Source organism: Veronia pacifica (assembly GCF_001707825.1).
GTDB classification, from domain to species: domain Bacteria; phylum Pseudomonadota; class Gammaproteobacteria; order Enterobacterales; family Vibrionaceae; genus Veronia; species Veronia pacifica.
This window is the reverse complement of record NZ_LYBM01000076.1, coordinates 1-11,873: the sequence shown is the minus strand read 5'-3', so window position 1 is coordinate 11,873 and position 11,873 is coordinate 1. Positions and strand designations below refer to the sequence as shown.

Here is an 11,873-nt window from a genome sequence, read left to right as displayed (position 1 = left end):
GCTTTCCAAGAAACGTTTGTCTCCGTTAGGGCTGCGAATTATACGAAGAAAAAAAGCCGATGCAATAGCAAAATAGCAAAAAAAGTTATTTTTCTTCGTAACGTTCACATTTCAATCAGATCGCGAAGATCTTTGTTCGATAATACTGCAATTCTGCAACCGATTCACGAATATCGTCCAATGCCAAATGCGTTCCTTTCTTCTTGAAACCTTTTAAAACATCTGGTTGCCAGCGAGACGCAAGCTCTTTAATCGTACTAACGTCGATGGTTCGATAATGAAAAAAGGTTTCCAACTCCGGCATGTGATCGAAAAGGAAGCGACGATCCTGACTGACACTGTTGCCGCAAATAGGTGATACTCCTGATGGCACCCATTGCTCAAGAAAGGCGATCGTTTGCTCTGTCGCAGACTGTTCGTCTATGGTTGAAGCCTTAACTCTGTCCACCAGCCCACTGCCCGTGTGCGTATTGGTACACCAGTCGTCCATTTTTGCCAGCTCTTCATCTGGCTGATGAATAGCCAAGACGGGCCCCTCAGCTAAAATATTAAGCTCGGCATCTGTCACGATCGTCGCAATCTCAATAATTTTATGCTGCTTTGGATCCAATCCTGTCATTTCCAGATCTATCCAGATTAAATTCTTATCGCTGAATGCCATCCCAATTGCCTTTTTTAAGGGTAAACCGTGTATGATACTTAGCCTTATTTGAAAGCCAACTAACTTAGCGACAAACTCGTGGCAAAAAAGAAAAAGCTCACTAAAGGCCAACTGCGCCGTGTTCGGTCAAATCAACGTAAGCGCCTTGACCGTCAACAAGATGATGTCCAATGGGACGAGTCCCTTCTGGAGTCAGCCCGAGAGGGCACGGTGATCACCCGTTTCGGTCAACACGCCGACATTGAAGACAACACAACAGGCGAGATCCAGCGGTGTAACCTGCGCCGCTCTATCGAGAGTCTGGTGACTGGCGATCATGTCATCTGGCGCCCCGGTGTTGAGGCCCTTCAGGGGATCGCAGGTGTTGTCGAAGCCGTGCATGAAAGACGCTCGGTTTTGACTCGTCCAGACTATTATGATGGCGTAAAACCTGTCGCTGCGAATATCGATCAAGTGGTGATTGTCTCAGCTATTTTGCCTGAGCTGTCGTTCAATATTATAGACCGCTACCTTATCGCAACTGAACAGGTTGATTTCAAACCTCTTATCGTGATCAATAAGCTCGATTTGCTGGACGACCAGCAGCGCACCCACGTTGCCGGTGTACTCAATCTGTACGAAAAAATCGGTTACGACGTGTTAATGGTGAGTCGTGAAACGGGTGAAGGTATGGACCAGTTAAAAACCAGATTGGCTGATAAGACAAGCATTTTTGTCGGCCAGTCCGGTGTAGGCAAGTCCAGTCTGGTCAATAACCTTATGCCAGAAGTAAATGCCGATGTCGGTGAAGTATCGGAAAATTCAGGCTTAGGTCAACATACAACAACCACCGCCCGCCTCTACCATTTTCCTGACGGTGGTGACCTTATCGATAGCCCTGGCGTGCGCGAGTTTGGTCTTTGGCACCTTGAACCAGACGAAATCACTCAAGGGTTTGTCGAATTTCGTGAGTACCTTGGCGGCTGTAAATTCCGTGATTGTAAACATGGAGACGACCCTGGCTGTGTTCTCCGTGAGGCTGTTGAGCAGGGAAAGATCAGTGAAATGCGTTATCACAGTTATCACAAGATCTTGGAGAGTATGACGGAAATGAAAGCTAACCGTCAGTTCTCACGCAATAAGGAAAACTAGTGGCTAGCAGGCTACCCGAAAACTAGGTAGACTGTGTCGCTGATTGAAAACTGGTCAACAGGTAACCAACTGATGACCGAGAAATATTAGGATAAACTCTGTGTCTGACAACCTGAAGATTGGCTTGCAGTATTGCTTGCCGAAACATGCGTTAACCCGACTGATGGGTAAACTGGCTGCTGCTAAAGCAGGTTTTCTCACAACTTCAGTGATTAAATGGTTCATTCGCCAGTACAACGTAGATATGAGCGAAGCGAAGAACCCAGATCCTGCCGTGTATCCAACCTTCAATGACTTTTTCGTCAGAGAGTTGAAAGACGGTGCTCGTCCAGTGAACGACGACAGCCAGACTATCACTCACCCTGCTGATGCATGTGTCAGTCAGGCGGGTCCAATTGAGAAAGGCCGTCTTATTCAAGCCAAGGGACATACATTTGACGCCTGCGAACTGCTGGGTGGCGATCAAGCACTGGCGGAAGAATTTTCTGATGGCGAGTTTGCGACACTTTATCTGTCGCCACGCGATTACCACAGAGTGCATATGCCATGCGACGGCACTCTGCGTCAGATGATTTACGTACCCGGTGAGCTCTTCTCGGTTAACCCTATGACCGCAGAAAATGTCCCAAATCTATTTGCTCGCAACGAACGTCTTGTCTGTATTTTTGAAACGGCCTTTGGACCGATGGCACAGGTATTAGTTGGTGCGACGATAGTAGGCAGTATCGAGACAACATGGGCAGGCACTATTACGCCGCCGACTGGCGAGAGCATCCGCCGTTGGGATTATCCAACAGAAGGCGAACATGCGATTTCATTCAAAAAGGGGCAGGAAATGGGCCGCTTCAAACTGGGGTCCACAGTGATTAATCTGTTCCCTAAAGGCACTATTGAATTTGATGAATCCATCACCCCTGGGCAACCTACACGTATGGGAGAAACCTATGCGCGTCAGGCCAGTCAGTTGTCATCTAAATCTGCATAACAAAAAGGCCCTTTTGGGCCTTTTTCATTTTATCTTGTCTGAGACTGTGAATCTCTCGTCTCAAAAATGTGTCCGTTGCTACACTTTGAAATAAAAATTCATTTTTTATTCATCAAAGCTGGTGATCTTTCACCGATACGGAGACAACCTCATGATGGCAACTCGCTTTGCTGATTTTGCTCTGGTAAAAAAAATTACCATACTACTTTGCTTTGTCGGTTTGATACCGTCTGGCATCACTGCTGTTATCGGTCTATACAGCGCAACGACCTCTCTGGAATCTCAGAAAACACAGTCGATCAACGCAATTGCGAGCTTAAAAGCTGATTCCCTGCAGCAATACTTTGGTCAAAGCATTACAGTTCTCCAAAATCTTGCCAAAAGCCCGATCACCGTTGCTGCAGCACCGGAGTTTATTCAAACGTACAACAGCTACCCAGTCGATGATAAACAATACCAGACGGTCCCAACTCAGCTTCTTGATTACTACCAAAACCAATTTGGCCCAGTATATACAGAAAAGACAGGTCAGTCAGCGCCTGTTGAATTCATGTTAGAGTCAGTCGAGACCAAAACACTGGCGCTTCAAAAAGCGTATATTGCAGACAACATCTTTCCATTGGGTGAGAAAGACAAGCTGTCCAGTGCAGGTAAAGAACGCTACGACTTTGTGCACCGTCGGTATCATGAGGCCTTTCGAAATTACATTGTCGATTTCGGTTTTTACGATATTTTCATAGTTGATATTAATACCGGGAACCTCGTTTATTCTGTTTACAAAGAGCTTGATTACGCGACTAACCTTGTCAATGGACCATATAGCGAATCAGGTATTGGACAGGCATTTCAGAGAATGAAGCGTGACGTCGAGGCAGGTCAGAAAGACCCTGTTTTCGTTGATTATGAACCCTACCTGCCCTCTTACAGCGCCCCTGCAAGTTTTATATCGACGCCTGTTTATATGGGCACTGAACCTGTCGCTGTTCTCATTATCCAGTTACCGCTCGATCAGGTCAGTCAAGTAATGAGTAAGGCCAATGGATTAGGAATAACTGGCGAGTCATACCTTGTTGGCTCAGACAGAAAGCTACGTTCGGATACCTTTTTCAGTGATAAGTACACGGTCGAAGGATCATTCAGGCAAAATCTGACGATCAACACCCAGCTCATTGACAATGCGTTGCAAGGAGCCGATGTTGGACGAAATACCAGCCTTGAGAGTAAGAACTATCTGGGCGATGACACGCTGTCTATCTATAATGCAGTCGACATCGCGGCGGGCACAACCTGGTATGTTGTAGTCGAGCAAAAAACCAGCGAGGCGTTGGCTGCAATCCGCGACCTTCAACTGATTTATATACTTCTCACGATTATTTTGCTCGGCAGTATACTTTTCGTTGCAGCACGCTTTGGCCGCTATGTATCAAAGCCAGTGCAGGATCTCTCAACGTGTTTGCTTACCCTCCAACAGAACTGGCGTTTCTCTATCCGTGCGGCAGTCCACAGCAACGATGAGACAGGTCAGGCTGCAAAAGCACTTAATGCAACACTGGCATCGCTAGAAAATGCCGTTAAAAGTATCTCAGCCACCATGAACAGGTTTGCAGAGGGTGATTTTAAGCAGCGCGTCGAGTTAAATCTCGAAGGCGACCTTGAGCTGTTGAAGAAAAAAATTAATGACTCTGCAAGTGTCATTGATGAAACCATCGAAGACATTGGCAACGTGATGTCAGAGGTTCAGAAAGGGCAATTTGATAAACGCGTGACGGTAGATGCCAAAGGCCAACTGGCACTGGTAAAAGAACAGGTCAATCAGTCGTCTATCAAGACGGCAGACTTTATCTCAGACGCACGTCGGGTAATGGAGCAGCTAGAATCAGGTCAGTATGATCAACGTGTTGAATCACATGCATCCGGTGAACTGGCAGAGCTCAAAGAATCCATTAATCAGTCCATCGCAAATTCAGAGGCGATCATTATACAAATCTGCAGTGTGATGGAAGCAATGAGCAAGGGAGACTTTAGCCAAACCGTTACCGTTGAGGCCAGCGGCAAGCTAAAGGAAATGAAGGAATCCGTGAACAGCGCATCGGGTTCTACCAACACAGTGATCAACAGTATCCTCTCTGTGATGGGCGCGATTGTCGAGGGTGACTTTAAAACACGCTCAAACGCAAAAGCACAGGGCGAGCTGCTTAAACTGGCCTCTGCGGTAAATGATACAGGAGAAAAACTGGAAGAAACCTTTAGCCATACACAAGACATTATGCAGTCCTTGTCTAAAGGCGACCTGACCCAGAACTTCATTCTTGATGTCAGCGGGGATTATAGGCAGCTTAAAAACAACACCAATCAGACGATTGGCAACCTCAGTGGAATGATTCAGGAAATACAGGGTACGGCTTTCACGGTGAATGATAAAACCGACGAGGCCAGTAGCGAGGTATCAGGCCTTAACCAGCAACTGGAAGAACAACTACAGAGTATTCAGAGTATCAGTCAGTTGATGGAAACAATGCGCAGTTCTATCAATGAAACCCTCTCGAAAGCCAAATTCTCTTCTTCACTGTCTCAGGATGCCCTGAGTAATGCCATTCAAGGTAAAGCCGTGATCGAAGATATTGAAAAGGCGATGAATGCAATTACGCAGTCGAGTAAACAAATGCAGCAGATTATCAGCGTTATAGACGGCATCGCATTTCAAACTAACCTGTTGGCATTGAATGCGGCGGTCGAAGCGGCCCGGGCGGGTGAACAAGGAAGAGGATTTTCTGTCGTTGCCAGTGAGGTTCGAGCACTTGCTCAGCGAAGCTCTGACGCGGCAAAAGAAATTTCAACCCTGATTAATGAATCGGACAAGCGTATTTCCCTTGGTGTGAATCAGGTCAGTGAATCCGGCAAATTATTGAAGAAAATCACGGATTCTAACAATGATGTCTGCTCGAACTTCGAGCAGGTCAACGAAGCCATCCAGGACCAGTTCCGACAAGTTGAGAGTGTCTCTGAAGACGTGCGTTCTGTTGACGATAACATCAAGCTCTGCGCACAAATTATCACACGTCTTCAGGGCAATATGGGAGACGTTAGCTCTCAGGCCGATGGTCTTACCGAGCTGATTAAGCGCTTCAAGTACTAAACACCGACGGTAATGAAAAATATTGACGTCTGGCGCTTAACAGCATTATTGCACGGCCTGAGGTCAACAATACGGATGCAGTGCCCGTGTCGGGGTTATTAAGGTGTACTGGTGGCTCAGGCTCTGCTGACTGGGAAAGCAATCACTTCATCGATATGTTTTCGTCCATCTGCCAGCATGATCAGTCGGTCAACACCCAACGCCACACCGGCACAGTCAGGAAAGCCAGCAGCAAGAGCATCAATCAAATGGCGGTCAATCGGCTGAGGAGGAAGCCCCATTCTCTGTCGTTTTTCATTATCTGACTCAAATCGGTTCAATTGCTCTTTTGCATCATCCAGCTCGTAAAAGCCATTCGCTAGCTCAACACCTTTAAAATACACCTCAAACCGGGCAGCGACCCGCGTATCATGGTCACAAATCCTTGCCAACGCTGCCTGACTGGCAGGGAAATCGTAAACAAAAGCAGGCGTCGTCTGACCAATCTCAGGCTCAATAGCCATGCTGAACAGCAACTGTAATAGTGTATCCTTGTCTTCTTCCTGTTGAGTAATGTCAGTCAGCCCAATCCCTGAAGCTACGCCCCTGAGCGCTTCAACGTCTGCCTCTAGAGGACAAATCCTCAACACGCGAAGAAATGCTTCCTGATAAGTCATTCTTTCCGCTTTTGATGTCGCGAGCACCTGCTGTAATAGCTGATCCATTTCATCCATCAGTAAATGATGATCAAAGCCCGGACGGTACCATTCAAGCATGGTGAATTCAGGGTTATGATTGCGTCCGGCCTCTTCGTTTCTGAACGATTTACAAATCTGATAAATAGGTCCGCTGCCTGCCGCAAGAAGACGCTTCATGTGAAATTCAGGACTTGTCATCAAGTACAAGGGAACACCGTCAGCGTGGCCGGGGCCGACAAAGCGTGTATTGAAGGCATGCAGGTGAATATCGGTTACCGTTGCCTGACTCATCGCTGGGGTATCCACTTCGAGTACTTCTCTTTGCTCAAAAAACTGCCGAACGGTTTTAAGGATTGATGCGCGTTGTTTAAGTGCTGAAATAGAGGTAGTGGGCTGCCACTCTTGGGTCATTGGTCTGGCCTGCTGAGGATAAAAGGGTATTTTACCCGTATACACAGAGAAGCTGAAGGCGCGCTAAATGACAAAGTGATTCACAGAACAGTACTCGATGGACGCTCAGGGTATAAAAGCAAATGAAAACGGCACTCTGAAGTGCCGTTTTTGTATGATGTACGGTAGTGATGGTTACTGGCTTGCTGTCACAGCGACTTGCTGTAATTTCTGGCTTTTCTCCATCATTCCCAGCGCACCAAGGCCAGTGATCACATCAAGGTTGGTGGTCATTTTTCCACTTTCTCCGCCCGCAAAATAGTGCTCCGGCACCTCAACCTTGAAATCTTTCAGGTTGTTGTACATGGCGACAGAAATATCGCGATTCAGCTCAGCAAGATAGACCTCACCCTGCGCACCCAGTGCCTCATACTTAGCTTTCAGGATTGCGGCCTCAGCATTACCTTTGGCAAGAATTGCCTTCGCTTCATACTCTGCGGCTTTAGCATTGGCTTGCTGAATACCCAGATTTGCCTCAGACTTGGCCAACTCTTTCTCGGCAAATGCTTTTTCAATCTCTAGATTTGCCTGCTCCATGGCCAGCTCTTTTTCTTTCTCGACCACTGCCAGTTGCTTGGTTTTCTCTGCTTCAACAATTTCACGTTTAGCGATTTGCTCGGCGACAGCCACTTCTTTTTGCTGCGCAATGACTGCCAGCTCTTTAGCCCGCTGAGCATCCTGCACTTCTCGTGTACGTTGAATCTCTTTGCGGAGCTGTTCAGTTTCAGCTTGTGCTTTTGAGGTTTCCTGCTCCTGAATAGCACGGATCCTGTCAGCAACAAGACGCTTTTTATCTGACAACAGTTGATCAAGCTGCTTTTCAGGTAGTGGATCACCAATGGTTACCTGTGTCACCTGAATCCCATATTGCTGTAACGGGTTGTCCTGACGTATCGGCTGACCATTCTCATCAGTGACAGGTACCGTTTTCCATACCAGTTGCTGGGTCCGCTCAAGCTTGTTTGCATCCGACTGCTCAATACCTACTGGCGCAAGATCCATCTGTTCTACCTCGACCTGCTTTCGTTCTGTGGTGTAAATACCATCACGAAGTTGGTCACCCAGTTTTGATTTAAACTGGTTCAGGCCTCCCTGAAAGAACTCCTCGCCCGTGTACTGCGTCGCCGTAATAACGGTAACGTTGCGAGCATTTTTAACCAGTAGTGCATCAATCAGGTTCGAGTTATTTCGAAATTCCTTGTGCATTTTTTTCATCGACTCAGGGTCTGAACTCAGCTTAAATCTGAAAGTCACCGGAATATCACCGCGATAGGTGTCGGCAAACCTGACATTTATCGGATTCAATCGCTGATAAAAGTCCTCGCCCTTACTATTACCAAAAGATACAGTGATCACCTGATCATACTGGGTTATCTTCGAAAGAAACGGCATACGTAAGTGAATACCGGGCTCTGAGAAAACATCCAGTTCACCGGTGATATTATTCTGGTGAACATAGCTATAACCCGCATCTGTCATGAGTACTGAGCTATTAATCGTTAAAGCAACGGCGGCAACTGGGATAGCGTATAACACGCCTTTGAGCCCTTTACGTAAGAGTTGACGCCTTTCTTCCACCTTAAGACCACCGCCGAGATTCATCCTATCCATTTCTCACTCCTTGGGTTGCTGACTGATAAATCAATAAATTTCAGAGGCTTAAATTCCAAACCAGCAACAAATAAAAATGTAACAAAAGTTAACAATCAGTAAAAGTCGAAACATTCGACCATAGATTTCGGTTTTTACGAAAGGTGAAAAGTATTGATATGAGAGCAGGTGCTCATGAATAGAGCGCGGTCTTGAGAAGAGAGATGATAGATATAAAAAAGGCCGCATGATGCGGCCTTGTTCGTCAGTCGTCTATTATTTTACTCGGCCAACGTATTCAGCAGAACGAGTGTCGACTTTTATCACTTCACCGATCTGGATGAACAGAGGAACACGAACCACTGCACCCGTCGTCAGAGTCGCTGGCTTGCCACCTGTCCCCTGCGTATCGCCTTTCAGGCCAGGATCAGTTTCAGTCACTTCCAGCTCAACGAAGTTTGGTGGAGTAACAGCAATTGGGTTACCGTTCCATAGGGTAAGGGTGCAGGTGTTGTTCTCGACCAGCCACTTCACGTTCTCACCAACCGCTTTCTCATCTGCAGCGATTTGCTCGAAGGTTTCATTGTTCATGAAGTGCCAGAACTCACCATCGTTGTAGAGATAGTCAAGATCCATATCCATTACGTCTGCAGCTTCAACAGTCTCACCAGACTTGAACGTTTTCTCAAGCACTTTGCCTGAAAGCAGCTTACGGATCTTCACACGGCTAAACGCCTGGCCTTTACCTGGTTTAACAAACTCGTTTTCGATAATGACACAAGGTTCATTATCAAGCATAATTTTCATTCCACCACGGAATTCATTGGTGCTAAAAGACGCCATGTCTATCCTCTTAACATCTTCGAAGTTGTCATAAATGCCGGACATAATAACCCGAAATCAGTCATCTGTTGAGCAAAACTGGATCAAAGAACTATCAAATGCTGTGTCAGACCCAGAGAAATTGCTGCAACAACTCAATATTGATGCCACGACCTGGCGATCAGGCTTTGCAGCAAGGCGTTTGTTCGCCCAGAGAGTCCCACAGAGTTTTATCGACCGTATGGAACCCGGTAACCCCAATGATCCGCTTTTACTGCAGGTGCTGCCAGTTTCAGAGGAATTTACTGAGGTCGATGGCTTCATCCATGATCCCTTGGACGAACAAAGTAATGAACAGCCGGGGCTTTTGCATAAGTACCACAACCGGGTGCTGATGATAGTGAAAGGCGGTTGTGCCATTAACTGTCGTTACTGTTTCCGCAGACACTTTCCTTATCAGGATAATAAAGGCAGTAAATCTGTCTGGCAGGAATCTGTCGATTACCTCAACCAGCACCCTGAAATTGACGAACTGATTTTGTCTGGTGGCGACCCTCTAATGGCAAAAGACAATGAGCTCGAATGGCTTATTCGTGCTGTCGAGACAGTCCCGCACATCAAAAGACTTCGCATCCACTCGAGGCTACCTGTGGTGATCCCATCGCGAATCACCACACAGTTGACGGAGCTACTGGATCAGAGTCGACTACAGGTGGTGATGGTCACCCATATTAACCATGCAAATGAAATCAATGATCATCTCATCACAGGTATATCAAAGCTAAAAGCTGCCAATGTCACTGTACTCAACCAAAGCGTATTACTGCGTGGGGTTAACAACTCAGTACCCGCATTGGTCGATCTGAGTAATGCGCTCTTTGATGCAGGTATCCTCCCTTATTACCTTCATGTGCTGGATAAAGTGGCCGGTGCTGCTCACTTCCTCGTTGAAGATAGTGAGGCAAAGGAGCTAATGGCTGGCTTAGTCGAACAGGTATCAGGTTACCTTGTTCCTCGACTGACGAGAGAGATAGCGGGTAGAAAAAGTAAAACGCCTTTGGATCTGAATCTGGAGTGAGTTCACAGCCAAGTCATTGCTGTACCAAGTCTATTCAAAGATGATGGTATGACTAACCCTCGTCTTTGGAGCAGCAATGACAATTACCGTACGCCATGTAGAAAATCGTGACAGCGCAGCCCTTCAAGATATTTTCTCGTGTCCGCGGGCTCAAGGTGAAACAACTCACCTACCCTACCCATCTATGGCCGAATGGGAGAAACGTACTGGTCAGTCATCAAATGGCACTTACTTTTTAGTTGCTGAAGAGGCAGGCCTTGTCATCGGACAAATCACTCTCTGGATCGAGTCAACACCCCGCAGACGTCACGTGGCGACTATCGGTATGGCTGTTCACGACGATCACACTGGCAAAGGAGTCGGAAACACATTGATGGAAGCCGTGCTGGAACTGACAGATAATTGGCTCAACATCAGACGTATCGAATTAGAGGTTTTCTGTGACAACAAACCAGCCATAGCGCTTTATCAGAAGTTCGGCTTTGTTGTAGAGGGAGAAGCAAAAGACTTTGCGTTTAAAAATGGTAAATATGTAGATGCCCTCTATATGGCACGTATTATCTAAACCTCTTCTGATTTCGGATTAATATAGCGAGTCTGACAGACATGATCGGACTCGCTTCCCATTTGTATTTAATACACAGTATTTAGGTCAACCAGCTCACCCAAAGAGATAACGGATACCTCATCACGTGCTTCGAGCCATAATTTTACCGCTTCTCTGTCTTGCTCAGTGGCTGAGCCATAACGAAGTGAAGAACCAAAAACGAGTTCTATTTCTTTCATACCACCGCCGCCGATCATTAAATGACGTGAATCAGCAAACATCACAAGCTCATCGATAAAGCTATCTAAAGCGTCATCAGAATCTGTATTTAAGTGAAGGTTGACTGAGAAACCAAAAACAGCAAACTCGTCTAGATACAGTTTTTTACGTAAACGACGACTGCGTTGTGAAGTACTAGGAACCATGATGTCATCCAAATCAGGATAAAGATGCCAGTCTAGTACAGGACCCTGAATGATAATATGAAAATAATTAATATGGTTCGATATTTTGAGACATGAATATTAGGAGACAATAGCTGGATATCACTGTCATTCAAAAATATTTTTATGGAAGGCACAGACAAGAAAAAGCCCTGACCGTTATGGTCAGGGCTTTTCTGTTTTTTCTTTCATCTTCAGGAAGACAAAAGGCAATTTGAAGCCTGGCGATGTCCTACTCTCACATGGGGAGACCCCACACTACCATCGGCGCTGTTGCGTTTCACTACTGAGTTCGGCATGGAATCAGGTGGGTCCACAACGCTATGGTCGCCAAGCAAATTCTGCTAAGCCTT

The 11,873-nt window shown here is 46.4% G+C and carries 10 protein-coding genes and 1 rRNA gene; 5 read left to right on the top strand and 6 right to left on the bottom strand.

Going from position 1 to position 11,873, the window contains the following annotated elements; all coding sequences use genetic code 11:
- Positions 1 to 115 precede the first annotated feature (115 nt).
- Positions 116 to 661, bottom strand: a complete 546-nt coding sequence (gene orn / locus A8L45_RS22640) for an oligoribonuclease (RefSeq protein WP_068905616.1) — start codon at positions 659 to 661, stop codon at positions 116 to 118.
- A 78-nt stretch (positions 662 to 739) separates the two neighbouring features.
- Between orn and rsgA the strand changes: the two genes are divergently transcribed.
- The 3 genes from rsgA to A8L45_RS22625 all read left to right on the top strand — a co-directional run bounded on the left by rsgA (position 740) and on the right by A8L45_RS22625 (position 5,913).
- Entirely contained in the window at positions 740 to 1,792 is a 1,053-nt protein-coding gene (gene rsgA, locus A8L45_RS22635) for a small ribosomal subunit biogenesis GTPase RsgA (RefSeq protein ID WP_068905615.1), read from the top strand.
- 100 nt (positions 1,793 to 1,892) lie between these two features.
- Positions 1,893 to 2,777, top strand: a complete 885-nt coding sequence (gene asd / locus A8L45_RS22630) for an archaetidylserine decarboxylase (RefSeq protein WP_068905614.1) — start codon at positions 1,893 to 1,895, stop codon at positions 2,775 to 2,777.
- Positions 2,778 to 2,928: 151 nt separating this feature from the next.
- Entirely contained in the window at positions 2,929 to 5,913 is a 2,985-nt protein-coding gene (locus tag A8L45_RS22625; RefSeq protein ID WP_068905613.1) for a methyl-accepting chemotaxis protein, read from the top strand.
- Positions 5,914 to 6,029: 116 nt separating this feature from the next.
- Here the strand turns inward: A8L45_RS22625 and epmA are convergent, their stop codons facing one another.
- The 3 genes from epmA to efp all read right to left on the bottom strand — a co-directional run bounded on the left by epmA (position 6,030) and on the right by efp (position 9,473).
- On the bottom strand, positions 6,030 to 7,001 hold the full coding sequence (gene epmA, locus A8L45_RS22620) for an elongation factor P--(R)-beta-lysine ligase (protein WP_068905612.1): 972 nt from the start codon (positions 6,999 to 7,001) through the stop codon (positions 6,030 to 6,032).
- Positions 7,002 to 7,175: 174 nt separating this feature from the next.
- Positions 7,176 to 8,651: an SPFH domain-containing protein gene (locus A8L45_RS22615; protein WP_068905611.1), complete on the bottom strand. Its 1,476-nt coding sequence runs from the start codon at positions 8,649 to 8,651 to the stop codon at positions 7,176 to 7,178.
- Positions 8,652 to 8,906: 255 nt separating this feature from the next.
- Positions 8,907 to 9,473, bottom strand: coding sequence for an elongation factor P (efp, locus tag A8L45_RS22610; RefSeq protein ID WP_068905610.1), 567 nt, complete (start codon positions 9,471 to 9,473; stop codon positions 8,907 to 8,909).
- A gap of 34 nt (positions 9,474 to 9,507) precedes the next feature.
- Here efp and epmB point away from each other — a divergent pair, with 34 nt between their 5' ends.
- Together epmB and A8L45_RS22600 are read left to right on the top strand one after the other, a co-directional pair.
- Positions 9,508 to 10,530 carry an EF-P beta-lysylation protein EpmB gene (epmB, locus tag A8L45_RS22605; protein WP_068905609.1) on the top strand — a complete coding sequence of 341 codons (1,023 nt, stop codon included), beginning with the start codon at positions 9,508 to 9,510 and terminating at the stop codon, positions 10,528 to 10,530.
- 76 nt (positions 10,531 to 10,606) lie between these two features.
- Complete coding sequence (locus A8L45_RS22600; protein ID WP_068905608.1) at positions 10,607 to 11,095, top strand: GNAT family N-acetyltransferase; 489 nt, start codon at positions 10,607 to 10,609, stop codon at positions 11,093 to 11,095.
- 68 nt (positions 11,096 to 11,163) lie between these two features.
- Here the strand turns inward: A8L45_RS22600 and A8L45_RS22595 are convergent, their stop codons facing one another.
- Both A8L45_RS22595 and rrf read right to left on the bottom strand, forming a co-directional pair.
- A complete protein-coding gene (locus A8L45_RS22595; protein WP_068905607.1) occupies positions 11,164 to 11,502 on the bottom strand; it encodes a YggL 50S ribosome-binding family protein in 339 nt (112 codons plus the stop codon).
- Positions 11,503 to 11,739: 237 nt separating this feature from the next.
- A 5S ribosomal RNA gene (rrf, locus tag A8L45_RS22590) occupies positions 11,740 to 11,855 on the bottom strand.
- Positions 11,856 to 11,873: the final 18 nt, after the last annotated feature.

What these genes read in the sequence shown, in the direction of transcription:
- epmB (WP_068905609.1), top strand. Translation starts at nt 9,508, where the DNA reads ATGCCGGACATAATAACCCGAAATCAGTCATCTGTTGAGCAAAACTGG.
- A8L45_RS22600 (WP_068905608.1), top strand. Translation starts at nt 10,607, where the DNA reads ATGACAATTACCGTACGCCATGTAGAAAATCGTGACAGCGCAGCCCTT.
- A8L45_RS22625 (WP_068905613.1), top strand. Translation starts at nt 2,929, where the DNA reads ATGATGGCAACTCGCTTTGCTGATTTTGCTCTGGTAAAAAAAATTACC.
- A8L45_RS22615 (WP_068905611.1), bottom strand. Translation starts at nt 8,651, where the DNA reads ATGGATAGGATGAATCTCGGCGGTGGTCTTAAGGTGGAAGAAAGGCGT.
- epmA (WP_068905612.1), bottom strand. Translation starts at nt 7,001, where the DNA reads ATGACCCAAGAGTGGCAGCCCACTACCTCTATTTCAGCACTTAAACAA.
- efp (WP_068905610.1), bottom strand. Translation starts at nt 9,473, where the DNA reads ATGGCGTCTTTTAGCACCAATGAATTCCGTGGTGGAATGAAAATTATG.
- orn (WP_068905616.1), bottom strand. Translation starts at nt 661, where the DNA reads ATGGCATTCAGCGATAAGAATTTAATCTGGATAGATCTGGAAATGACA.
- A8L45_RS22595 (WP_068905607.1), bottom strand. Translation starts at nt 11,502, where the DNA reads ATGGTTCCTAGTACTTCACAACGCAGTCGTCGTTTACGTAAAAAACTG.